The organism is Pseudomonas sp. B15(2017) (assembly GCF_002113215.1).
GTDB lineage: Bacteria > Pseudomonadota > Gammaproteobacteria > Pseudomonadales > Pseudomonadaceae > Aquipseudomonas.
Map to the genome: position 1 here is coordinate 268135 of NZ_NEJZ01000005.1, position 22490 is coordinate 290624.

Sequence of the window (22490 nt, forward strand, 5' to 3'; positions counted from 1 at the left end):
CGCACTAATGAGCAACCTTTGGTTTTCAAATGGAAACAATCCATGAGCGAGATGGATGATCTGGCGGCGTTCGCGGTGTTGATCGAGGCCGGCAGTTTTACCCTGGCGGCGCAGCAATTGGGGTGCAGCAAGGGGCAGTTGTCCAAGCGTATCAGTCAGCTGGAGGCGCGTTTTTCCGTGGTGTTGCTGCAACGTACGACGCGTCGGCTGAGCCTGACCGCGGCCGGTGCGGCGTTGTTGCCACAGGCACAGGCGCTTGTAGTCCAGGTAGAGCGAGCGCGTCAGGCATTGGCGCGATTGAAGGACGACATGGCTGGCCCGGTGCGTATGACGGTTCCGGTGTCGCTGGGAGAAACGTTCTTCGACGGTTTGCTGTTGGACTTCTCGCAGAAATACCCCGAAGTGCAGATCGAACTGGAGCTGAACAACAGCTACCGCGACCTGTCCCGCGACGGCTTCGATCTGGCGATTCGCACCGAGGTCGCCAATGACGAGCGACTGGTGGCCAGGCCGCTGCTGGCCTGGCAGGAAATGACCTGCGCCAGCCCCGCCTATCTGGAACGTTTTGGTGAACCACTGACGCCGCAGGCACTGGCCGAACACCGTTGCCTGCTCAACAGTCATTACAGCGGTCGCGAGGAATGGCTTTATCACCAGCAACACGAACTGCTGCGGGTGCGGGTGTCGGGACCGTTCGCCAGCAATCACTACAACCTGTTGAAGAAAGCCGCACTGGCCGGCGCCGGGATCGCTCGCCTGCCGTCCTATCTGTTGCAGGCGGAATTGGCTGACGGCCGATTGCGCTGGCTCCTTCGCGATTTTCAGACCCGTCGCATGCCGATGTACCTGGTGCACCCTTATCAGGGGGGATTACCGAAACGTACTCAGGTGCTGGCGGATTACCTGATCGGCTGGTTCAAACTCAGCGGCGAAGCGCTGGACCGGTTGTAGTGCCTGGCGATCAAGTGATCGATCGACACTTTGCCCGGCCCGGTGGCCATCAGGTACAGGAGAACCGCTGCCCAGGTGCCGTGAGTCGGGTAGGCGTCGGGGTAGACGAATAGCTCGATGACCAGCGTCATGCCCAGCAAGGCCAGCGCTGAAAACCGTGTGGCGAAGCCGATCAGGATCAGCATCGGGAAGAAGTGCTCGGCAAACGCCGCCATGTGCGCGGCGATGTCCGGCGACAGCAACGGCACGTGGTATTCGCTCTGGAACAGCGGAATCGTCGAGTCCGCCAGATGCGGCCAGCCAATCTGGAATGTTCCGTCGATCAGGTCGATGGCCAGGCCCTCGACCTTGGTCTGTCCGGATTTCCAGAACACCGCCGCGATGGAAAAACGCGCGATGAAGGCGATCAGGCTGTGTGGGATTTTTTCCAGCAGCGCGATGGCGCGCGCAACGAGACTGTTCATGACGACACCTTTGGATAGAAATGAGTGATGACTTGGCGGTTGATCAGCAGGGCGAGGGTCTGGCTGAGGTCGAAGGCTTCGGCGGACTCCAGCGCCTGCGTGAGTGACAGGCCGGCCTTGAGGTGGCGAATGAACTGGCCGGCGCCGCGATCCACGGCGAACACCTCGACCTCCAGTCCGTTGCGCAGAATCAACGCGTGTTGGGCGTGAAGAGGATCGATCCCGGCCAGTGTGGCGTCGTGCTGATGCGCGGCCCAGATGTTCACTACGGCGAAGCTTGAATCGAGCAGATGCAGCGAAGGGTGCAGGCCGATGCGCAGTTCATTCAGCGCATCGGCATCTGCAAACACGGCGGCGATCCGCTCCTGACTCAAAGGCAAAGCATCGGCCGCGTGATAAGCCAGCGTGCGCAAGCGTTCCAGCCGCGCGACGTCGGCCAGATAGGGGACGCTCGCGGCAGGTTCGAATCTGCTGATGAAGTCCGCCAGCTCACTGCCGTAGTCGCTCATCAACGGACTGTGTGGCGGATGGCTTTGCACGAAAACGCCGGCCATGGCCTGGAAGAATTCGTCACCCACCAACTGCATCACCACGGGATAGCTGTCGGCCAGTGCGTTGATCAGCGAACCCTGCACGTTGTTGCGGTAGACCGCGAAACGGCTGGCCGGATCGGCGCCGTTGGCGCTGCACAAACCGTCGGGGCAGGGCAGCCCGGTATCGAGCAACGCGGCGCTGAACGCGGTTTGAGTGCTCATGGCCGAGCTCCCGCACCCAGCAACAGCGCATCGGCTTGCTGCGCTTCTGCCAACAGCACGTTAAAGGCCGGCACCTGATTGTCCCGTTCGATCAGCGTCGCCACCGGGCCGACGCGTTCCAGCGCTTGCCGGTACAAAGACCAGACGGCTTGATCGATTGGCGCGCCGTGATCGTCGATCAGCAAACGATCACCGAGGCTGTCGGAGTCTTCAGCGAACCCCGCCAGATGAATCTCGCCCACCGCGCGCAGAGGTAGTGCGTCGAGATAGGCCAAGGGATCACGTTGATGGTTGATGCACGAGACGTAGACGTTGTTCACGTCCAGTAACAGGCCGCAGCCACTGCGCCGGACGACTTCACGGATGAAATCCGCTTCGTCGATGGTCGAGCGCTCGAACGCCAGATAGGTTGCCGGGTTTTCCAGGAGCATCGGGCGTTTGAGGGTGTTCTGCACCTGGTCGATGTGGTCACAGACGCGGTTCAGCGTCGGTGTGTCATACGCCAGAGGAAGCAAATCATTGAGAAACACCGGGCCATGGCTGGACCAGGCCAGGTGTTCGGAAAAGGATTGGGGTTGATAGCGCTCGATCAGTGCCGCCAGGCGTTTGAGGTGCTGGACATCCAGCGCGCCTTCGGTACCGATAGACAGCCCGACACCGTGCAGCGACAGCGGATACGCCTCGCGGATCAAACCCAGAAAATGATGGAACGGGCCGCCGGCCACCATGTAGTTTTCGGCGTGGACCTCGAAGAATCCGATGCCCGGAAGAGAACCGAGCACTTCACGAAAGTGCCCGGTCTTGAGCCCCAGCCCGGCGCGGGGCGGGAGCCCGGTGAGGGCTGCCCGAGTGCGGGGGGAGGCATGGTCGCAGGAGGTGATCATGTTCGTCACTCGGGCAGGCCGTGGATCAGGACTTGGCCTTGAAGGCTTCCATCTGGCCGAAACCGGTCGGCGAGGTCTTGCTTTCGGTGGTGGTGCAGGTGCCTTTCGGTACGAATTTCCAGGCGTTGGCCTGGTAATCCATTTTCGCTGTGCCTGCACAGGTGGTGCCGGCGCCGGCGGCGCAGTCGTTATGACCTTTCATGGCCACGCCGAAGCATTTTTCCATGTTGCTGTTGTCGGCGGCCTGAGCGGTCGAAACGGCGGCCATGCTCAGGGCAGAACCGAGGGCCAGAACCAGGGCGGTGGCGGACAGGGTGCGGGTGGTAGCAGTCATGATGTTTCTCCGGTCTTTTACTTGGGTTGAACAAGCGAATGCGCTTGCTTGCCCCACTAGAGAAACGACTTGGCGATGCGTTACAGCGATCGGTAAAAGTTTTTTTCCGGCACAAACAGAAAACGGCCCGAAGGCCGTTTTCTGTTTGCTGCGATCCATCAACCGCCGAGGTACGCCTCGCGTACTTTCGGGTCGGTCAGCAGCGCTTCACCGGTGCCTTGCATGACCACCCGGCCGTTCTCCAGCACGTAGGCGCGGTCGGCGATTTTCAGCGCCTGGTTGGCGTTCTGCTCGACCAGGAACACCGTCACACCGTCCTTGCGCAGCTGTTCGATGATGTCGAAGATCTGCTGGATGATGATCGGTGCCAGGCCCAGCGACGGCTCGTCGAGCAGGAGCAGTTTCGGCTTGCTCATCAGCGCGCGGCCGATGGCGAGCATTTGCTGTTCGCCGCCGGACATGGTGCCGCCACGCTGGTTGAAGCGTTCTTTCAGGCGTGGGAAAAGTCCGAGAACCTTGTCCATCTGTTCCTGATAGTCGCCCTTGTCGGTGAAGAATCCGCCCATGGACAGGTTTTCTTCGACAGTCAGGCGGGCAAACACCCGACGGCCTTCCGGCACCACGGCGATGCTTTTGCGCATGATCTGCGACGAGTCCTGGCCGACCAGTTCCTCACCCATGTAGCGGATGCTGCCACTGTGGGCCTGCGGCGAACCGCACAGCGTCATCAGCAGCGTGGACTTGCCGGCACCGTTGGCGCCGATCAGGGTCACGATCTCGCCCTGGCGGACTTCGACGTTGACGCTGTGCAGGGCCTGGATCTTGCCGTAGAAGGTGGAAACGTTTTCGAACTGCAGCATTTACGCTTCCCCCAGGTAGGCTTTGATCACTTCAGGATTGTCGCGGATCTGTTCCGGCGTGCCGTTGGCCAAAGGCGTGCCCTGGTTGATCACGACGATGTGGTCGGAAATGCTCATGACCAGTTTCATGTCGTGTTCGATCAGCAGCACGGTCACATTGTGCTCTTCACGCAGCACGCTGATCAGCGCCTTGAGGTCTTCGGTTTCCTTCGGGTTCAGGCCGGCGGCCGGTTCGTCGAGCATGAGAATCCGCGGACGGGTCATCATGCAGCGGGCGATTTCCAGGCGACGCTGCTGACCGTAGGCCAGGGTGCCGGCGGGGCGGTTGGCGAACTCTTTCAGGTTGACCTTTTCCAGCCAGTACTCGGCGAACTCCATGGCCTCGCGCTCGCTCTTGCGAAACGCCGGGGTCTTGAACAGGCCGGACAGGAAGTTGGTGTTCAGATGACGGTGCTGGGCGATCAACAGGTTCTCGACCGCCGTCATGTCCTTGAACAACCGCACGTTCTGGAACGTGCGCACCACGCCTTTGAGGGCGATCTTGTGGCCCGGCAGGCCCTGGATCGGCTCGCCGTCCAGCAGGATGCTGCCGCCCGACGGCTGGTAGAAACCGGTCAGGCAGTTGAACACGGTGGTCTTGCCGGCGCCGTTCGGCCCGATCAGTGCCACCACCTGTTTTTCCTTCACGGTCAGGGCCACGCCGTTGACCGCCAGCAGGCCGCCGAAGCGCATGCTCAGATTTTCGACTTTCAGGATCTCGCGGCTCATTTGCGCAGCTCCATGTGAGGACGTTGCATGGGCAGCAGACCTTGAGGTCGCCAGATCATCATCAGCACCATCAGGGCGCCGAACATCAACATGCGGTACTCACTGAACTCACGCATCATTTCCGGCAGCAGGATCATCACCACGGCCGCGAGAATCACGCCCAGCTGCGAGCCCATGCCACCCAGCACCACGATGGCGAGGATGATCGCCGACTCGATGAAGGTGAACGATTCCGGCGTCACCAGACCCTGACGGGCGGCGAAGAAGCTGCCGGCAAAACCGGCGAAGCTCGCGCCTAGGGTGAACGCCGACAGCTTGATCACGGTCGGGTTGAGACCCAGCGCACGGCAGGCAATCTCATCTTCACGCAGTGCTTCCCACGCACGGCCGATCGGCATGCGCAGCAGGCGGTTGATGATGAACAGCGCCGCCAGCGCCAGCAGCAGGGCAACCAGGTAGAGGAAGATCACCTTGTTGATCGAGTTGTATTCCAGGCCGAAGTACTCGTGGAAGGTTTGCAGGCCTTCCGCGGCCTTGCGTTCGAAGGTCAGGCCGAAGAACGTCGGTTTCTCGATGTTGCTGATGCCGTTCGGGCCGCCGGTGATGTCGGTCAGGTTACGCAGGAACAGGCGGATGATTTCCCCGAAACCCAGGGTCACGATCGCCAGATAGTCGCCGCGCAGACGCAATACCGGGAAACCGAGCAGGAAGCCGAACGTCGCCGCCATCAGGCCGGCAATCGGCAGGCAGATCCAGAAGCTCAGGCCATAGTAGTGCGACAGCAGCGCGTAGCTGTAGGCGCCGACGGCGTAGAAGCCGACGTAACCCAGGTCGAGCAGACCGGCCAGACCGACCACGATGTTCAGGCCCAGGCCGAGCATCACGTAGATCAGGATCAGCGTCGCGATGTCCACCGCGCCACGGGAGCCAAAGAACGGCCACACCAGCGCACCGATGATCAGCGCGATGATGAAGTAGCGCTGGGTGGTCGGCAGGGTCAGGAAGTTGCTGGCCTTGGCCGGGATCAGCGGCATGCCCGGCGACGAACGCCACGCCTTGCTGATCTGCTGGTTGAACAGCACCCGCAGGAACATCAGCACCGAGCAGATGGCGATGGTCGCCAGAATGGCCGGGCTGGTGTTGTGCACTTCCAGGTTGATGCCGACGATGGTCAGTTTCAGTCCCAGTACCGGATAGGCCACGGCCCAGACCAGCAAGGCGCTGAACAGCGCCTGTTTAAGATTCCTGTTCATACTTTCTCAACCTCCGGACGGCCCAGAATGCCGGTCGGACGGAACAACAGCACCAGAACCAACAAGCCGAAAGCCACGACGTCCTTGTACTGGTCGCCGAAGATATCGGCACCAAAGGCTTCCGCCACCCCGAGCACCAGCCCGCCGAGCATGGCGCCGGGGATGCTGCCGATCCCGCCCAGTACCGCAGCGGTGAAGGCCTTGAGGCCGACGAGGAAACCGGCGTTCGGGTTGATCACGCCGTATTGCATGCTCAGCAGCACGGCCGCGACGGCCGCCAGCGCAGCACCGATGACGAAGGTCAGGGCGATGATGTTGTTGGTGTTGATGCCCAGCAGGTTGGCCATCTTGATGTCTTCGGCGCAGGCGCGGCAGGCGCGGCCCAGGCGAGAGCGGGAGATGAACAGCGTGAGGCCGAGCATGGCGATCAGGGTCACCACGAACACCACGATTTGCATGTAGGAAATCAGCACTTCATGTGCGCCACCTGGGCCGAAGGCAAAATTGCCCGGAATCAGGTTGGGGATAGCTTTGTCCTTGGAGTCTTGCGCCAGCAGAACCGTGTTCTGCAGGAAGATCGACATACCGATCGCGGAAATCAGCGGGATCAGACGGTTGCTGCCGCGCAACGGGCGGTAGGCAATGCGTTCGATGCTGTAACCGTAGGAGCTGGTGACGACGATGCTGGCGATGAACGCCACGGTCATCAACAGCGGGACGCTTTCGAGTCCCATCATGGTCAGCCCGGCGATGGCGATGAACGCCACGTAGGAACCGATCATGTACACCTCGCCGTGGGCGAAGTTGATCATTCCAATGATGCCGTAGACCATCGTGTAGCCGATGGCGATCAGGGCATACATGCTGCCAACGTTCAAGCCGTTAACCAGCTGTTGGAAGAAGTGATAGATGTCAGGCATTACAGCGCTCCTAAAAACCTGATACGCATTTCACTGGTGGAGTCATTTTCCCGCCCGGTCCCGTGGATCTTTATCCACTTCGAATCCGGGTTTTGCCAGCGAACCGCTGATGACGGTTTTGAGATTTTCAGGTGGGGAGACTGGCGGATCACGCCAGCGCGGCCCAATACATTCGTAAAACAAAGCCCACGGCACGCCGTGGGCTTTATTGGCAGTCAGTCAGGCAGCGCCTTACTGAGGCGACACTTCGGTTTTAGGTTTGCCGTTGTGCCACTCGTAAACCACGAATTTGAAGTCCTTCAGGTCGCCCTTGGCGTCGAAGCTCAGATCGCCGGTCGGGGTCTTGAAAGTACCGGCGTGAATGGCTTCAGCCACTTTGGCAGGGTCTTCGGACTTGGCCGCAGCGATACCGCCGACAATCACTTCAACTGCCGAGTAGGACGGGAACACGAACGGACCGCTCGGGTCTTCTTTCTTGGCCTTGAATGCATCGGCCAGGGCCACGTTGGCCGGATCCTGGTCGAAGGATTTCGGCAGGGTCACCAGCAGGCCTTCGGATGCGTCCTTGGCGATCTGGGTGATCGAGTCGTTACCCACGCCTTCCGGACCCATGAACTTGGCTTTCAGGCCTTTTTCCTGGGCTTGACGCAGGATCAGGCCCAGCTCCGGGTGGTAGCCGCCGTAGTAGACGAAGTCGACGTTGGCTTGCTTGAGTTTGGCGATGATCGCGGAGAAGTCCTTGTCGCCGGCGTTGACGCCTTCGAACACGGCAACCTTGGTGCCTTTCTTCTCGAGGGTGGATTTGACGGCGGTGGCGATGCCTTCACCGTACTGCTGCTTGTCGTGCAGCACGCCGACGATTTTCGGCTTCACGTGATCGGCAATGTAGTTACCGGCGGCAGGGCCCTGGGCGCTGTCCAGACCGATGGTGCGGAAGACCATTTTGTAACCACGGTTGGTAATGTCCGGGCTGGTGGCAGCCGGGGTGATCATGATCACGCCTTCGTCTTCGTAGATGTCCGAAGCAGGCTGAGTGGAGCTGGAGCACAGGTGACCGACCACGAACTTGACGCCGTCGTTGACGACCTTGTTCGCAACCGCTACCGCTTGTTTAGGATCGCAAGCGTCATCGTATTCAACGGCTTCGAGCTTCTTGCCGTCGACGCCGCCTTTGGCGTTGATCTGTTCGATGGCCATTTTCGCGCCACTGAACTGCATGTCGCCGTACTGGGCTACTGGACCGGTTTTGGGGCCGGCGATACCGATCTTGATGGTGTCAGCCGCGAACGAATGGCTGGCAACCCCGGCCAGAACCATAGCGGCAAACAGTTTGGAAATCTGCTTAGTAGCCTTAGTCATAGTGCTCCACTCTTACTGTTGTATTTTTTAGAGTCCTGACGCCGTAGCAGCAGAACCGGGACAGATATCTAGGCGATACCCTCCGGAAAAGCCCCCGGCAACTGTACCGGTACAGTGTAGAGCGCCGGTTGTTGGCCTGGGAAGCTGGCGCCAGGGGGCAAAACCTGAGGGTGTCGCTTAAATGAAAGAAAAAGACAGAATTGCGGCGGGGCGTTCAGAGGGTTTATACCCAATCATCAGCATTCCCTGGCGTTCCTGCTCTTTTCGTTCGGTACGGCCTTTTGCAACCGGGTTTTTCTGCCGGACCACCGACGTTATCATTCGCGCCGATTTCTTTTCCGGACAGTCCCATGAATCAAGAACCTAGCACCCTCTATGCCAAGCTGCTTGGTGAAACCGCAACTATTACGTGGAAGGAGCTGGAGCCCTTCTTTGCCAAGGGTGACCTGTTATGGGTCAGCGCCGAGCTGGATTTGATCGCCGTGGCAGAGGCAATGGCATCGAATCAGAGCGCGAAAGTGGCTGCCTGGCTGGGCGAAGATAAGGTCGCCAAGCTCTCTGCGCCGCGGGCGCAAGACATTCTTGAGCGCGATCCCGAGTTGTGGTCGGTTGTGGTGCGACCGTGGATTCTGATCCAGGAAAGGGCGTCGCGCTGAATCGATGCCCTTTTGTGGTGCGTGTCACTGCCGGGAAAAAGTGTGTAGCCGAGTAGCGTGATGGCACGTTGCCGTAGAGAAATGCCACAAGCGTGGGTGGCATAACGGTGACGTAAACGTAACGGGCACAGTTCAGTAAGCAGCCTAACGGCTGCTTAATTGTTTCGGGATGTTGGAAAGACTGAAATTTTCAGGGAATTTCGGGGCCTCATCGCTGGCAAGTCGAGTCGTCGCACCGCAGCTCCCACAGGGGCCGAGTGAACACAATATTGTGGACACCACGAAAACTGTGGGAGCTGGCTTGCCAGCGATGGGGGCGACCCGGTCTTCGATCAGACCGAGTAAGACTTGCCAGTATGGTTATTGAGGGAAATAACCTTGGTCTTGCCGATCCGGTGACGGTAGATCTCGCGCAGGTACTTGATCGACTTCTTCACGCAATCGCGCGACAGGCGAATGTCGTTGATCGAGACAAACTTCTCTTTGTCGTTGATCAGCTCGCGGTACTTCTTCTCGTACATCGGCTTGATCGCATACCAGTTGGTATCGAGGATTTTCGCCGGGTTCTCGAACTCGTTCAGCAGGTCGTCGATGCGGTCTTCGTCGAATGCTTCGCTGATGATGAAATCGAGGATCGAATTGTCCAGGGTGTCATCGAAACGGTACGGGGTCTTGGCGAAGCAACGCTTGATGAACGCCACGATCAGCGTCAGGAAGTCGTCCGACAGGCAAGGGCTCTTGGCGATCAGGGTGGTCAGCGACAGGTTGGCCGAGGCGCCTATCACCAGCGCGTAGCGCTTGAGCGTGGTGTTGGGGAACAGGCTGTTGAGGTGGGTCTTCAACCGGTTCAGGTCCATGTACGACAGCTTGTAGTCTTTTGGCAGCGAAACGATCGAGACCACCGACGAGCAGTTCTTGAAGAAGTGCAGGTCGTGCAGCGCGGCCGCGTCGTAGCCGGAATTCTTGTACTGCTCCAGCGACGCGCGATAGCGCTTGGACTCGATCGGCAACAGGCTGATGCCTTCGATGGCCTGGGTCACTTTGTTGAAGTGCGGCAGGTCGATCGAGCGGAAGAACAGGTCGTCGATGTTCAGGCGTTGCGGCTCTTTGTCGAATACCTTGAATTTGTCGCTGCTCGGCGGCGGCGTTTCCGGCACCACGGACTCGGCGTAGGCAATCGCCACCGGGCCGGCCAGGCTCATGAACAGGTCGTTGGCATCCAGGCGAATGGTCTCGCCGATGTCGATGCCGGCGCGACGGAAATAGTTCTGGTCGTAGTCGGTCGTAACCGCTTGGGCCGTCAGAATGTTGAAGATCTGCTGCGAGATATATTGGTTGGCGTGTTTCTCCATCGCATTGACATCAATGTTCTGGATGTTGCCGTCATCGCTCTCTTCGGCGTAACGCATGATGTCGTTGGAGATCAGCATCATCGCGTTCCATGGGCGGATACGGCCCATGACGCTGGCTTCGCTGCTGTCTTCGTTGGCGAAGTTGTACGAGAAATCCCATTCTTCCGACAGGTATTTGCACAGCAGGCGACCGGCGTTGATGTGCAGCGCCTCGGACATTTCGCTGCGGTGGTCGGAAATGTTCGGCAGTACGCAGATGCCGCTGGTGAAGATCGGTTCGAACACGAACGAATGACCGCTCTTGCCGTCATGCTCGTCCATCGGCTTGGTGTCGAACGTCTTGTTCATGTACGAGTGCTGCTGAGCCAGGCCGAATTCCGAGGCCATGCCCGAACCGGTACCGCCGCCGGCACTGAAGATCGAGAAATACAGGCGCGACTGGTTGGCCTTGATCCCGCAGCTGTCGATCAGGTACGAGTGGATCATTTTCCAGTCAGGGCTGGAGAAGCGCTGGGTGTCCTTGTTGAGGATGATCTTCGCCAGATACTGGCCGAGGATCGGCGCGTTACCGGCGCCACCGGCGTGGACTTCCGACAAGTCCATGATCTTCATCTTGCTGTAATCGCGCAGGAAACCGCTTTTTTCGCCCTTGCGCGAGAAACGGATGCGCCCGGCAATGTCCTTGTCGAGGTCGCCGAGCATCACCAGCGGTTCCACCAGAAACACCGGTTTGCTGCCCTTGTTCGGGCCGATCCGCAGGTTGGTCTTGATCCACTGGGCCGGGCTGTAGCCTTTGTCGGCCAGGCGACGCTCGCTCGAAGGACGATCTTCGTTGTTGAATTCGTTGAGGTAGAACTTGCGCGCGTTGTACACCAGCTCTGCCACGTCGAGGGCGATGTTGGAGCCGCAGCGACCGAGGCCGATCAGGCACACCGAGGGGAATTCCTGGTCGTTGTGCTGTTCGTTGTCGCCTTCCAGATGCGGCGGGCGCGGGAACACCAGGTCACGCAGGCCATCGAGATTGTCGAGGATGCGGTCGGTATTGGTTTCGGTGAAATACAGGTATTGCTGGGTGCCCAGCGGACGCGAAGGTGGCAATGGCTTCATTGGGGCAGGGCTGTTCGCCGCAGGGCTCAGAGTCAGATCGGATACCGCAGTGGCCGGATTGTTTTTAGAAGTCATTGTGCGCCATTTACCTGGACTGGTTGGATCGGCGACCGCTGTCGTCGAGCCTCACGGAATGGGAATCTCGCGTCTTTTTTCTGCGCGTGTTTGGCCCGTGCGTCAGGGTGATGGCCTGAGTGCCGCGCGGGGGAATCCTTTCCTGATTGATGATGGATCGGCCATTATTCGGCGATCTTTAATCAAAAGGAGGCTAAATGATGTCAACGCGACCTTCGTTGGGGTTTGCCGGAATCGGCCTGATGGGCCTGCCGATGTGCCGCCGTCTGCTGGCCGCCGGTTATCCGTTGACCGTGTGGAACCGCAACCCGGCCAAGTGCGCGCCGCTGGTCGAGGCCGGCGCCCGGCAGGTGGCAACCCCCGCCGAACTCTGTGAACAGGCTGATGTGGTGATGTTGTGCCTGGCGGACACGGCGGTGGTGCGCGAGGTGGTGTTCGGCCCGGCCGGCGTGGCCGAAGGGGCGAAACCCGGTCAGTTGCTGGTGGACTTTTCCAGCCTCGAACCGACGGCCACCCGAGAAATGGCGGCTGAGCTTGCCGGCAAGACGGGCATGGCCTGGCTCGATTCGCCGGTGTCCGGCGGAGTGGTCGGGGCCGAGGCGGGCAGTCTGGCGATCATGGTCGGCGGTGATGCAGCGGACCTTGATCGGGTACGCCCGGTGTTGCTCGAACTCGGGCAGCGCGTCACGCACATGGGCGGCGTCGGCGCCGGCCAGGTGACCAAGGCCTGCAACCAGATGATCGTTGCCTGCAATGCGCTGGTGATCGCCGAAGTGGTCGCGCTGGCCGAACAGGCCGGGGTCGATGCCAGCCTGATCGCCGAGGCGCTGGCCGGTGGCTTTGCCGATTCCAGACCGTTGCAGATCCTCGCCCCGCAAATGGCCGAAAGCCGTTTCGAGCCGGTGAAGTGGCACGTGCGCACGCTACTCAAGGATCTGGATACCGCAGTGAAGTTTTCCCGGGAAACCGGCTCGGCCACGCCGATCAGCGGATTGGCCGCACAACTGATGCGCCTGCATGGGGCACAAGGCTTTTTGCAGAAGGATCCAGCGACACTGGTGCAAATGTACCGCGCGCCAGACTCAGCGGATTGACCGTGTGCGCGTGTTTGCGCTGGTTGATTTCCTCCAGCACCGGGCGCAGTTCCGCCAGTGGCACCGGGCGGCTGAGCAGGTAACCCTGAATGAAGTCGCAGCCCGAGCGCTCGAGGAACTCGTATTGCTCCAGGCTCTCGACGCCTTCGGTGACCACCTGTAAATGCAGGGTGTGCGCCATGACGATGATCGCCTGGACGATCTCCATGTCGGCGGTGGCCTTGGGAATGTCGAGGATGAACGAGCGATCAACCTTCAAGGTGTTGAGCGGCAGGCGCTTGAGGTAGGCCAGCGACGAATAGCCGGTGCCGAAGTCGTCGATCGACAGTGACACGCCGAGGGCGCGGATCTGCCGCAACAGCACCAGGGTGTTGGCGATGTTGCCCATCAAGGCGTTTTCGGTGACTTCCAGTTCCAGCCGTTCCGGGGCGACGCCGGCGCTGCGCAAGGCATGCTCGATTTCATTGGCCAGTTCTTCCCGGGCCAGATTCAGCGGTGAGCAGTTCCAGGCGATCTTCAAGTCTTCGCAACCATGGCGCGACAACTCGCCGAGGTCTTCACAGGCCTTGCGCAGGACCCAGTTGTCGAGCTCGGCGATCAGGCCGTTGTTTTCGGCGATGGCAATGAAGCGATCCGGGGTGAGCAGGCCGTGCACCGGATGCTGCCAGCGGATCAGCGCTTCGAGCTTGGTGACCTTGCCGGTCTTGAGTTCGAAGATCGGCTGGTAATACAGCAGCAGGCCGTTCTCTTCACGCAGCGCATGGCGCAGTTCTTCCTCCAGTTGCAACTCGAGGCTGGCGCGGTTTTTCAGGTTGGAATCGAAGAAGTGCACGCCGTTGCGCCCGGCGCCCTTGGACTGGTACAGCGCAAGATCTGCGTGCTTGAGCAGTTCATCGCAGGTCGTGCCGTCTTCGGGAAACAGGCTGATGCCGATGCTGGTCGTCATCACCATGCGCCGTCCGGCCAGTTCGATCGGCTCTTTCATCTTGAGCATGATGCGCTGGGCCAGATTGCGCGCTTCTTCGCGGTCGCGCAGGCCGATCAGGATGCAGAACTCGTCGCCGCCAAACCGCGCCACCACGTCTTCATGGCTACGGACCGAGCCCTTGATGTGCTGGGCGATAACCTTGAGCAGTTGATCGCCGGCGTCATGGCCGAGGCTGTCGTTGATGCGTTTGAAGTGGTCGATATCGAGAAACATCACGGCCAGCATGCCGCCTTCGCTGGATTTCTGGCTGAGTTTTTCCGCGAAGATCTGATTGAAACCGCGCCGGTTGATCAGGTTGGTCAGGGCGTCGTAGTTGGCCACGTGCTGCAGCGACATGCGTGCCTGATCGAGCTGGCTGAGGAGGGCGTTGACCCGGCGCAGGTCGTGTTCCTTGTTCTGCAGCTTCTTGTCGGCCAATGCGGCGCTGATGGCGCTGCCGAGGATCAGCAATGTGATCAACGCGACGGTGAGGCCCAACTGCAAGTGACTGGTTTGCGACGCCTGAGTCGGCAATTGCCCCTCGGGCAGCACCAGTTGCAGTGCCGCCATGCCGGTGAAGTGCATGCTGAGGATGCCCGCGCCGAGAATCAGCGCCGCCACGTATTTGAGCATCTGGATGTGCAGGCCGTTGCCTTCGCGCAGATGACCGGCCACCCACAGCGCGGCGAAGCTGGCGCCGATGGCGATCACGATCGATGAGATGAACAGAGTGGGTTGGTAGTAAGTCGTGGCGGCGGATTCGATGGCCGCCATGCCGACGTAGTGCATGCCGGCGATGCCAAGGCCGATGACGATGGCGGTCTTGAGGTATTCCAGCAGGCTTGGTTGGGGCGTGCTCAGGGTGTGCATCGCCAGCCAGGATGCGAGTAACGCAATTAACAGCGAAAACAGGGTCACGGGCAGATCGTACTGAATGTCGATCGGCGCCTGGAACGCCAGCATGCTGATGAAATGCATGGCCCAGATGCCGCCGGCCAGGCAGGTTGCGCCGATCCAGCGCCACAGTCGCTGCGAACCGGGTTCTTCAGCGTGGGCGACCCGTTCGGCCATGTCGAGGGTGGCGAAACTCGCGGCGCAGGCGACCAGGTAGGCCACCAGCACCAACAGGGGATTGTGTGTGCAATTGAGGATGACCTGCCCGCTCTCCGGCTGCTCGGCAACAAATTGCAAACCAAGCCACTCCATAGCATGCCCCGTCTCTGAGTGCGTCCTTACTGCGTCATCAACGCAGGCGAATGTCTGGAGTATAGAGGCGGTTTTTGCCGTGCAAGCGATAGTGGCACATTGGCGCTAATGATTTCGGCATTAGCGTCATAGCGATTGGCGCTAAGTGCCCGGATGCCGCTGTTCAGGCGACTTCGTTCCAGTGCGGTTGCAGTGGCGGCAGGCCGAAACGGGCACGTGCCTTGTCACAGTCGATGTTCTGCGCGCCGTTTTCCCACGATGCTTCGAACTCGCGGCAGGGGCTGGAACGCTTGTCGTAGATCGTGCAGGCCACTGACTTTCCGACTTCGCCTTCCAGCGCGGTGCAGCGCGGCGCCTTGCGGTCGGTGCCGATCATCGCGACCCGGCTGGGCGTGATCTGAGTGACCAGTTCATCGGGGACTGTCCCGCCGGAGGATGCGCATTCACCCCAGAAAAAAGAAACACGAAAATGGGAACAGCAGGCACCGCAATTCAGACACGGACTGGCTTCGGACATGGGCGGGGTATCAAAGGGATTGATCGGCAGGATCCGGACGGATCCGGCGGCCATTCTAGGCTTTGCCACGGCGTTGGGAAGGGGGGCGCGAAAGTATTTTTTCATTGCCGGATTTTTCCGCGAAACCCCCGGTTTCAGGGGGATTCGAAGCATTTCAAGGGCTTACGTTTCGTTACACGGCCATGGCTTGTCATCAGGCTGACGAATGATGACAGACAGCCCCGACGAGCGTGACTAGATTGCAGGTCCCGGGCTCGGATGCGTTGGCAGTGAAGCCCCAATAACAATAAAGAGACGGACCCATGCAGAACTCGACCCAAGCGGCGAATGCCTGGCGCATTCTGTTCCTGCTGTTCCTCGCCAACCTGTTCAATTTCTTCGACCGCACCATTCCGGCGATCATCATCGAACCGATCCGCATGGAATGGCACCTCAGCGACTTCCAGCTCGGGATCGTCGGCACCGCGTTCACGCTGGTCTACGCGATTGCCGGATTACCACTGGGGCGCCTGGCCGACACCGGTTCGCGCAGCAAACTGATGGGCTGGGGCCTGGCGACCTGGAGCGCGCTGACTGCCGTTAACGGTCTGGTCGGCAGTTTCTGGAGTTTCCTGCTGGTGCGCATGGGGATCGGCATCGGGGAAGCGAGTTACGCACCCGCCGCCAACTCACTGATCGGCGACCTGTTCCCGGCCCATCGCCGCGCTCGGGCCATGGGCATTTTCATGCTCGGCCTGCCGCTGGGGCTGCTGCTGGCTTTCTTCACCATCGGCTGGATGGTCAAGGCGTTCGACAGCTGGCGCGCGCCGTTCTTTATTGCCGCCGTGCCAGGGTTGGTGCTGGCGGTGTTCATGTTCTTCATCAAGGAACCCAAGCGCGGCGCGGCGGAAACCGTGCAGGTGTCCCAGGAGAAAGTCGACAAGCCGATCCGCCGCGTTCTCGCCGTGCCGACCTTCCTGTGGCTGGTGATGGCCGGGTTGTGCTTCAACTTCGCGACCTACGCCTGCAACTCGTTCCTGGTGCCGATGCTCCAGCGTTATTTCCTGATGCCGTTGCAGGAAGCGGCGGTGGCGACCGGCGTGATCGTCGGTGTGACCGGGCTTGTCGGGTTGACCCTCGGCGGCTGGATCGCCGACAAGATTCACCAGCGGGTGGCCAACGGGCGACTGCTGTTTGCCGCGTTCAGCCTGATCATCTCGACCCTTTGCACGGCGTGGGCGCTGCATGCCGGGCGTATCGAGATCGGGGTGTTTGTCGCGGTGTTCAGCGTTGGCTGGCTGTTCGCCTACAACTTCTATACCTGCGTGTATACGGCGATTCAGGACGTGGTCGAGCCGCGCCTGCGGGCTACGGCGATGGCGCTGTTCTTCGCCGGGTTGTATCTGCTCGGCGGCGGCCTGGGGCCGGTAGTGGTGGGCGGTTTGTCGGATCACTTCGCCAAGTCGGCGATGGTCTCGGCGGGTGCCGAGCAGATGACCGAAGCGTTCAAGGCTGTCGGCCTGCATGATGCGATGTACCTGATTCCGGCGGCGCTGTTCCTGACCATGGTGTTCCTGTTCCTCGCGTCGCGGTGTTTTGTGCGGGATGCGAAGCGGATGAAGGAAGGGCTGGTGGCAGTGGTTGAGCCGCAGAGTCAGGCCGTTACCGCTTGATGACCTGCATCGCCTGAACGTTCCCACGCGTGCGTGGGAATGCAGCCCGGGACGCTCTGCGTCCCATTCAAGAGCTGGAACGCGGAGCGTCCCTTGAGGCATTCCCGCGCGGAGCGTGGGAACGATCTGCGGTGTACAAAAAAGGCCCGCATCACTGCGGGCCTTTTCATTTTTGGCGATGGAGCAGGGCGGTTCAGCCCGCTACCAGCACCCGGATCGCTTCCAGTCGCAGCGCCGCTTTGTCGAGCATCGCCAGACCTTGTTCACGCTGCTTGCGCAGGGCGTCCAGTTCGCTGTCGCGTACGGTCGGGTTGACCGCTTGCAACGCGGTCAGGCGCGCCAGTTCTTCGTCGGTGTCGGCTGCCAGACGACGGCGGGCTTCGGCGACGCGCTCGGCGTGGCGTGGGGCGACCTTGCTTTCACCGGCGTTGATCCGTGGCGTCAGCTGGTCGCGCTGGGCCTGGATGAACTTGTTCGCGCTGGCGCGCGGCACGCTTTCCAGTTGATCGTTCAGGGTTTCGAAGGCCACACGCGACGACAGGTCGTTGCCGTTGGCGTCGAGCAGGCAGCGCAGGGCGGCCGGCGGCAGGTAGCGACCCAGTTGCAGCGAGCGCGGGGCAACCACTTCGCTGACGTAGAGCAGTTCCAGCAGTACGGTGCCTGGTTTGAGCGCCTTGTTCTTGATCAGCGCGACGGCGGTGTTGCCCATCGAACCGGACAGCACCAGATCCATGCCGCCCTGCACCATCGGATGTTCCCAGGTGATGAACTGCATGTCTTCGCGCGACAGCGCCTGGTTGCGGTCGTAGGTGATGGTCACGCCTTCGTCGTCGCCCAGCGGGAAGCTGGCGTCGAGCATCTTCTCGCTCGGCTTGAGGATCAGAGCGTTTTCCGAATGGTCTTCGCTGTCGATACCGAAGGCGTCGAACAGGGTTTCCATGTAGATCGGCAGGGCGAACTGATCGTCCTGTTCGAGGATGGCCTCGACCAGCGCTTCACCTTCGCCGGCGCCGCCGGAGTTGAGTTCCAGCAGGCGGTCGCGACCAGTGTGCAGCTCGGCTTCCAGTCGCTCGCGCTCGGTGCGCGCTTCGTCGATCAGCGCTTGCCACTGGCCATCGTCGGCTTCTTCGAGCAGCGGCAGCAGGCGCGGGCCGAACTGATGCTGCAAGGCGTTGCCGGTCGGGCAGGTGTTGAGGAACGCGTTCAGCGCTTCGTGGTACCACTGGAACAGGCGCTCTTGCGGGCTGGTTTCCAGGTACGGCACGTGCAGTTCGATGATGTGCTTCTGGCCGATCCGGTCCAGACGACCGATCCGCTGCTCCAGCAGGTCCGGGTGCGACGGCAGATCGAACAGCACCAGGTGGTGGGCGAACTGGAAGTTGCGACCTTCGCTGCCGATTTCCGAGCAGATCAGCACCTGCGCGCCGAACTCTTCGTCGGCGAAGTAGGCGGCGGCGCGGTCACGCTCGAGGATGTTCATGCCTTCGTGGAACACCGTGGCCGGGATGCCGGAGCGCACGCGCAGGGCGTCTTCCAGGTCCATCGCGGTCTCGGCGTGGGCGCAGATCACCAGCACTTTGGTGCGCTTGAGCATTTTCAGCTGGTCAATCAGCCACTCGACGCGCGGGTCGAATTTCCACCAGCGTTCTTCTTCGCTGGCGTCCGGCTGGGCCTGGAAACTGACTTCCGGGTACAGCTCGGCGTGTTCGCCCAGCGGCAGTTCCAGGTATTCGTCCGGGCACGGCAGCGGGTACGGGTGCAGTTTGCGCTCCGGGAAACCCTGCACGGCGGCGCGGGTGTTACGGAACAGCACGCGGCCGGTGCCGTGGCGGTCGAGCAGTTCACGCACGAGTCGGGCGCTGGCTTCGCTGTCGCCATCGTTGACGGCGGTGAGCAGGGCTTCACCTTCGTTGCCGAGGAAGCCGTGGATGGTCTTGTGCGCGGCCGGCGACAGGCGCCCCTTGTCCAGCAGCTCCTGAACGGCTTCGGCCACCGGGCGATAGTTTTCGCTCTCGGCGCGGAAGGCGGCCAGGTCATGGAAACGGTTCGGATCGAGCAGGCGCAGACGGGCGAAGTGGCTGTCCTGACCGAGTTGTTCCGGTGTCGCGGTGAGCAGCAGCACGCCGGGAATGACTTCGGCCAGTTGTTCGACCAGCGAGTATTCCGGGCTGACTTTGTCTTCATGCCAAACCAGATGGTGGGCTTCGTCGACCACCATCAGGTCCCAGCCGGCAGCGAACAGGGCGTCCTGCGCCTTTTCATCGTCGACCAGCCACTCCAGCGCCACCAGCGCCAGTTGGGTGTCTTCGAACGGGTTGGTGGCATCGCTTTCGATAAAGCGTTCTTCGTCGAACAGCGCGACCTGCAGGTTGAAACGCCGGCGCATTTCCACCAGCCATTGGTGCTGGAGGTTTTCCGGAACGAGGATCAGCACGCGGTTGGCGCGGCCCGACAGCAACTGGCGATGGATCACCAGACCGGCTTCGATGGTCTTGCCCAGACCCACTTCGTCCGCCAGCAATACACGCGGCGCAATGCGGTCGGCGACTTCACGGGCAATGTGCAACTGGTGGGCGATCGGTTGTGCACGCACGCCACCCAGGCCCCAGAGCGCAGACTGCAACTGGCGGCTGGTGTGTTCCAGGGTGTGATAGCGCAGGGAGAACCACGCCAGCGGGTCGATCTGGCCGGCGAACAGGCGGTCGCTGGCCAGACGGAACTGAATGAAGTTCGACAGCTGGGTTTCCGGCAGGGTGACGGCTTCGTTCTGCGCGTTGAGGCCGTGGTAGACCATCAGGCCGTCGACGTCGTCGACTTGCTGGACAGTCATCTTCCAGCCTTCGAAGTGCGTGATCGAATCGCCGGGCGAGAACCGCACGCGGGTGAGGGGCGCATTCCGTAGCGCGTACTGGCGAGTCTCGCCAGTGGCCGGGTAAAGCACGGTCAACAAGCGGCCATCCTGTGCCAGAACGGTGCCTAAACCAAGCTCTGCTTCGCTGTCACTGATCCAGCGTTGCCCCGGTTGATACTGCTGCGCCATGCTGCCTGACTCCCACCTTGAAAAAGCGGGCTATCTTAACGGAATGAGGGCCCGAGGCCAAAGGATAAGGAGCCTCGGCCCGGCTTTTAAACGCAATCGGCCAATTGCAGGGAAGATTAGGTCATGCATCGGTTTTACGGGATGTTGCGGCACCCCTGAGTGCCAAACCGGTCACAAGTTTGCGACCGATGGCTCAAGGCACCCTGGGCGCCGCCGATAACCTGCTGACAGGAGACCCTTCATATGCTGCCACCGATGCTCCCCCTGAGCGCCGTGCCGATCACCTCCCAGCAGGATCCGATCCGCCAGCGACCGGATATTCCCCCTGTGGTGCCGGTGCAGGAAAGCTCCAACGAAAGCACCATCGACTTGCAAAAGCGCGATCCGGAAGAGGACGGCTATCTGCTGCGCGAAGAGCAGCGCCGCCAGCAGGAGCGCGATCGCCGGCGCCGCGAAGCCGACGATGACCCCGAAGCGCATCTCGCCGTGCCCGGTACCGAACTGAATGCCGACAACACCGTGCCGGTGGCACCGCTGATGGAAGATCAGCCGCGTCAGGGGCTTTGGGTCGACATCGAAATCTGAGGCCGGGCGGCCAATTCCGTCAGGTTTTCCAGCAACACGTCGATCTCTTCCTGCGTGTTCAAATAGCTCACCGCCACCCGCGCGATATTTGTCAGCCCGCGCGCCTGCATGTCCAGCGGCGTGTAGGCCACGCCATTGGCGCCGATGTTGATTCGCCGTTCGGCCAATGTCTGCTTCAGCGCCACGCTGTCCCAGCCTTCCAGCGTGAAGGCGATCAGCCCGGATTGTTGGTGGGTCGCTCCGAGATCCCGCAGCGTCAGGCCGGGAATCGCCTTCAGGCGTTGGCGCAATTCGCTGCTCAGTTGTTCGATCTGCTGGCGAACCGGGATTGCGCCGAGGCGGTTGTACTCTTCCAGCGCATTGGCCAGCCCGGCCAGAAGGGCCAGCGATACTTCACTGGTTTCAAAGCGGCGCGCGTCGTCGCGCAGGGTGAATCGTCTGCCGTCCCACGGCGCCGACAATACATCGCGTTGCACGGGGAGCAGCCGTTGCAAAAATGCCGGCCGGATGTACATCAGCGCCGTGCCGCGCGGGCCGCGCAGAAACTTGCGTCCGGCACCCTTGAGCATGTCGCACTGCAACGCCTGAACGTCACAGGGCAACTGCCCCAGCGCCTGACCGGCATCGATGAAATAAGGGATGCCGTGGCGCCGCGCCACGCGGCCGATCTGCGCGGCGGGATTGATCAGGCCGCCGTTGGCCGGCAGCCAGGTGAGTGCGATCAGCCGTACCTGGCCGTCGATCATCTGCGCCAGAGCTTGCGGGTCGACCGCACCATGGGCGTCACAAGGAATCACTTCAAGCCGCGCGCCGGCCTTCACCGCTTCGGCCATGCATGCCAGATTGCCGGCCCATTCATGGCGGCCCACCAGAATTCGCTCCCCGGGCTGCCACGGCCCCAGTGCGTTGAACGCCTGACTCCAGGCTGCCGAGCCGCTGCTGGCGAAGGCGATGTCCTCGGGTTCGGCGTTGAGCAGGGCGGCGGCCGCATTGCGCGCGCGTTCCTGTACCCGGTTGTCTGCCGATTCCATTGGCCCGCCGAGCGCTTCGCGTTGCAACTGTTCGATCACTGCGTCGAGGGTAGCCTGGCTTGGCAGCGAGGCGCCGGCGTGGTTGAAGTGGATCACCTGGGCGCAGCCGGGTGTGGCGGCGCGCAGGTGCGTGAGGTCGTCGATGTTCACGGCTTGATCTCGAAAATCGCGTCGATTTCCACCGCCACGCCGGCCGGCAGGCTCGACACGCCGACTGCGGTGCGCACGTGACGGCCCTTGTCGCCGAGAGCGTTGACCAGCAGATTCGAGGCGCCGTTGGCAACGACGCCCTGAGCCTTGAAGTCCGGTGCGGCGGCGACGAAAACCCCGAGGCGCAGGATGCGCACCAGTTTCGACAGGTCGTCACCCAGCGCATGGCTCAATTGGGCGAGCAGCCCCAGGGCCGCCAATTCGGCGGCGTTGGCACCTTCTTCCTCGGAGATCGCTTCGCCCAGTCGCCCGATGAACGCAGGTTTGCCGTCGAGCAACGGAATCTGCCCGGAGATGAACAAATTGTTCTGGCTGACCACGTGGTTGACGTAATTGGCGATCGGCTGGCTCGGTTCGGGCAGGCGCAGGCCGAGTTGTTGAACACGTTGGCTGAGGGAATCGGTCATGGGAAGTCCTCCTGAATGAAGGCTTCAGCATGTTGTCCCGAGG

20 protein-coding genes are annotated in these 22490 nt (G+C 61.2%); 5 read left to right on the forward strand and 15 right to left on the reverse strand.

The genetic code is table 11. From position 1 onward, the window contains the following. Positions 1–42 precede the first annotated feature (42 nt). Positions 43–951 carry a LysR family transcriptional regulator gene (locus CAF73_RS10590; RefSeq protein WP_085683276.1) on the forward strand — a complete coding sequence of 303 codons (909 nt, stop codon included), beginning with the start codon at positions 43–45 and terminating at the stop codon, positions 949–951. Here the strand turns inward: CAF73_RS10590 and CAF73_RS10595 are convergent. From CAF73_RS10595 to CAF73_RS10640, 9 genes are all read right to left on the reverse strand, one after another. Beyond that, on the reverse strand, positions 900–1415 hold the full coding sequence (locus CAF73_RS10595) for a DoxX family protein (RefSeq protein ID WP_085697433.1): 516 nt from the start codon (positions 1413–1415) through the stop codon (positions 900–902). The two genes, CAF73_RS10590 and CAF73_RS10595, sit on opposite strands and share 52 nt — an antisense overlap. Then, positions 1412–2170, reverse strand: a complete 759-nt coding sequence (locus CAF73_RS10600; protein ID WP_085702648.1) for a DUF2063 domain-containing protein — start codon at positions 2168–2170, stop codon at positions 1412–1414. Before CAF73_RS10600 ends, CAF73_RS10595 begins: the two co-directional genes overlap by 4 nt. Continuing rightward, positions 2167–3054, reverse strand: coding sequence for a DUF692 domain-containing protein (locus CAF73_RS10605; RefSeq protein WP_085702649.1), 888 nt, complete (start codon positions 3052–3054; stop codon positions 2167–2169). Before CAF73_RS10605 ends, CAF73_RS10600 begins: the two co-directional genes overlap by 4 nt. A 25-nt stretch (positions 3055–3079) precedes the next feature. Beyond that, complete coding sequence (locus CAF73_RS10610; RefSeq protein WP_085697436.1) at positions 3080–3388, reverse strand: DUF2282 domain-containing protein; 309 nt, start codon at positions 3386–3388, stop codon at positions 3080–3082. Between the two features lie 158 nt (positions 3389–3546). Then, positions 3547–4248, reverse strand: coding sequence for an ABC transporter ATP-binding protein (locus CAF73_RS10615; RefSeq protein WP_003222380.1), 702 nt, complete (start codon positions 4246–4248; stop codon positions 3547–3549). After that, complete coding sequence (gene livG, locus CAF73_RS10620) at positions 4249–5016, reverse strand: high-affinity branched-chain amino acid ABC transporter ATP-binding protein LivG (RefSeq protein WP_085702650.1); 768 nt, start codon at positions 5014–5016, stop codon at positions 4249–4251. After that, a complete protein-coding gene (locus CAF73_RS10625; protein WP_085697438.1) occupies positions 5013–6269 on the reverse strand; it encodes a high-affinity branched-chain amino acid ABC transporter permease LivM in 1257 nt (418 codons plus the stop codon). Before CAF73_RS10625 ends, livG begins: the two co-directional genes overlap by 4 nt. After that, positions 6266–7189, reverse strand: coding sequence for a high-affinity branched-chain amino acid ABC transporter permease LivH (gene livH / locus CAF73_RS10630; RefSeq protein ID WP_007959165.1), 924 nt, complete (start codon positions 7187–7189; stop codon positions 6266–6268). Before livH ends, CAF73_RS10625 begins: the two co-directional genes overlap by 4 nt. 231 nt (positions 7190–7420) lie before the next feature. Then, the gene (locus CAF73_RS10640) at positions 7421–8548 is read right to left on the reverse strand and encodes a branched-chain amino acid ABC transporter substrate-binding protein (protein ID WP_064382946.1); all 1128 of its coding nucleotides are present in this window, start codon (positions 8546–8548) and stop codon (positions 7421–7423) included. A gap of 350 nt (positions 8549–8898) precedes the next feature. On the opposite strand from CAF73_RS10640, the gene CAF73_RS10645 reads away from it, so the two are divergent. Further along, a complete protein-coding gene (locus CAF73_RS10645) occupies positions 8899–9204 on the forward strand; it encodes a DUF2288 domain-containing protein (RefSeq protein WP_085697439.1) in 306 nt (101 codons plus the stop codon). 332 nt (positions 9205–9536) lie between these two features. Here the strand turns inward: CAF73_RS10645 and CAF73_RS10650 are convergent, their stop codons facing one another. Further along, positions 9537–11738 (reverse strand): hypothetical protein, encoded by a 2202-nt coding sequence (locus CAF73_RS10650; protein WP_085697440.1) that lies wholly within the window; start codon positions 11736–11738, stop codon positions 9537–9539. Positions 11739–11935: 197 nt separating this feature from the next. Between CAF73_RS10650 and CAF73_RS10655 the strand changes: the two genes are divergently transcribed. Further along, complete coding sequence (locus CAF73_RS10655) at positions 11936–12832, forward strand: NAD(P)-dependent oxidoreductase (RefSeq protein ID WP_007959172.1); 897 nt, start codon at positions 11936–11938, stop codon at positions 12830–12832. On the opposite strand, the gene CAF73_RS10660 is transcribed toward CAF73_RS10655, so the two are convergent. Both CAF73_RS10660 and CAF73_RS10665 read right to left on the reverse strand, forming a co-directional pair. Further along, entirely contained in the window at positions 12723–15005 is a 2283-nt protein-coding gene (locus CAF73_RS10660) for a bifunctional diguanylate cyclase/phosphodiesterase (RefSeq protein WP_085702651.1), read from the reverse strand. The genes CAF73_RS10655 and CAF73_RS10660 overlap by 110 nt on opposite strands. 163 nt (positions 15006–15168) lie before the next feature. Then, the gene (locus CAF73_RS10665) at positions 15169–15522 is read right to left on the reverse strand and encodes a YkgJ family cysteine cluster protein (RefSeq protein ID WP_085697442.1); all 354 of its coding nucleotides are present in this window, start codon (positions 15520–15522) and stop codon (positions 15169–15171) included. A 302-nt stretch (positions 15523–15824) separates the two neighbouring features. Between CAF73_RS10665 and CAF73_RS10670 the strand changes: the two genes are divergently transcribed. Then, positions 15825–17174 carry an MFS transporter gene (locus tag CAF73_RS10670; protein WP_085697443.1) on the forward strand — a complete coding sequence of 450 codons (1350 nt, stop codon included), beginning with the start codon at positions 15825–15827 and terminating at the stop codon, positions 17172–17174. 193 nt (positions 17175–17367) lie between these two features. Here CAF73_RS10670 and rapA read toward each other — a convergent pair whose 3' ends face one another. Then, positions 17368–20214, reverse strand: coding sequence for an RNA polymerase-associated protein RapA (rapA, locus tag CAF73_RS10675; protein WP_085697444.1), 2847 nt, complete (start codon positions 20212–20214; stop codon positions 17368–17370). 243 nt (positions 20215–20457) lie between these two features. On the opposite strand from rapA, the gene CAF73_RS10680 reads away from it, so the two are divergent. Then, the gene (locus tag CAF73_RS10680; RefSeq protein ID WP_007959194.1) at positions 20458–20799 is read left to right on the forward strand and encodes a hypothetical protein; all 342 of its coding nucleotides are present in this window, start codon (positions 20458–20460) and stop codon (positions 20797–20799) included. Here CAF73_RS10680 and CAF73_RS10685 read toward each other — a convergent pair. Together CAF73_RS10685 and CAF73_RS10690 are read right to left on the reverse strand one after the other, a co-directional pair. Beyond that, complete coding sequence (locus tag CAF73_RS10685) at positions 20769–21980, reverse strand: aminotransferase class V-fold PLP-dependent enzyme (protein ID WP_085702652.1); 1212 nt, start codon at positions 21978–21980, stop codon at positions 20769–20771. The genes CAF73_RS10680 and CAF73_RS10685 overlap by 31 nt on opposite strands. Further along, positions 21977–22447, reverse strand: coding sequence for a RidA family protein (locus CAF73_RS10690; protein WP_085702653.1), 471 nt, complete (start codon positions 22445–22447; stop codon positions 21977–21979). Before CAF73_RS10690 ends, CAF73_RS10685 begins: the two co-directional genes overlap by 4 nt. Positions 22448–22490: the final 43 nt, after the last annotated feature.

Excerpts from the sequence above, each read along its gene's own strand:
- CAF73_RS10615 (WP_003222380.1), bottom strand. The coding sequence starts at position 4,248 with ATGCTGCAGTTCGAAAACGTTTCCACCTTCTACGGCAAGATCCAGGCC.
- CAF73_RS10595 (WP_085697433.1), bottom strand. The coding sequence starts at position 1,415 with ATGAACAGTCTCGTTGCGCGCGCCATCGCGCTGCTGGAAAAAATCCCA.
- CAF73_RS10665 (WP_085697442.1), bottom strand. The coding sequence starts at position 15,522 with ATGTCCGAAGCCAGTCCGTGTCTGAATTGCGGTGCCTGCTGTTCCCAT.
- CAF73_RS10605 (WP_085702649.1), bottom strand. The coding sequence starts at position 3,054 with ATGATCACCTCCTGCGACCATGCCTCCCCCCGCACTCGGGCAGCCCTC.
- CAF73_RS10650 (WP_085697440.1), bottom strand. The coding sequence starts at position 11,738 with ATGACTTCTAAAAACAATCCGGCCACTGCGGTATCCGATCTGACTCTG.
- CAF73_RS10640 (WP_064382946.1), bottom strand. The coding sequence starts at position 8,548 with ATGACTAAGGCTACTAAGCAGATTTCCAAACTGTTTGCCGCTATGGTT.
- livH (WP_007959165.1), bottom strand. The coding sequence starts at position 7,189 with ATGCCTGACATCTATCACTTCTTCCAACAGCTGGTTAACGGCTTGAAC.
- CAF73_RS10680 (WP_007959194.1), top strand. The coding sequence starts at position 20,458 with ATGCTGCCACCGATGCTCCCCCTGAGCGCCGTGCCGATCACCTCCCAG.
- livG (WP_085702650.1), bottom strand. The coding sequence starts at position 5,016 with ATGAGCCGCGAGATCCTGAAAGTCGAAAATCTGAGCATGCGCTTCGGC.
- CAF73_RS10590 (WP_085683276.1), top strand. The coding sequence starts at position 43 with ATGAGCGAGATGGATGATCTGGCGGCGTTCGCGGTGTTGATCGAGGCC.
- CAF73_RS10690 (WP_085702653.1), bottom strand. The coding sequence starts at position 22,447 with ATGACCGATTCCCTCAGCCAACGTGTTCAACAACTCGGCCTGCGCCTG.
- CAF73_RS10655 (WP_007959172.1), top strand. The coding sequence starts at position 11,936 with ATGATGTCAACGCGACCTTCGTTGGGGTTTGCCGGAATCGGCCTGATG.
- CAF73_RS10645 (WP_085697439.1), top strand. The coding sequence starts at position 8,899 with ATGAATCAAGAACCTAGCACCCTCTATGCCAAGCTGCTTGGTGAAACC.
- CAF73_RS10660 (WP_085702651.1), bottom strand. The coding sequence starts at position 15,005 with ATGGAGTGGCTTGGTTTGCAATTTGTTGCCGAGCAGCCGGAGAGCGGG.
- CAF73_RS10625 (WP_085697438.1), bottom strand. The coding sequence starts at position 6,269 with ATGAACAGGAATCTTAAACAGGCGCTGTTCAGCGCCTTGCTGGTCTGG.
- rapA (WP_085697444.1), bottom strand. The coding sequence starts at position 20,214 with ATGGCGCAGCAGTATCAACCGGGGCAACGCTGGATCAGTGACAGCGAA.
- CAF73_RS10610 (WP_085697436.1), bottom strand. The coding sequence starts at position 3,388 with ATGACTGCTACCACCCGCACCCTGTCCGCCACCGCCCTGGTTCTGGCC.
- CAF73_RS10600 (WP_085702648.1), bottom strand. The coding sequence starts at position 2,170 with ATGAGCACTCAAACCGCGTTCAGCGCCGCGTTGCTCGATACCGGGCTG.
- CAF73_RS10670 (WP_085697443.1), top strand. The coding sequence starts at position 15,825 with ATGCAGAACTCGACCCAAGCGGCGAATGCCTGGCGCATTCTGTTCCTG.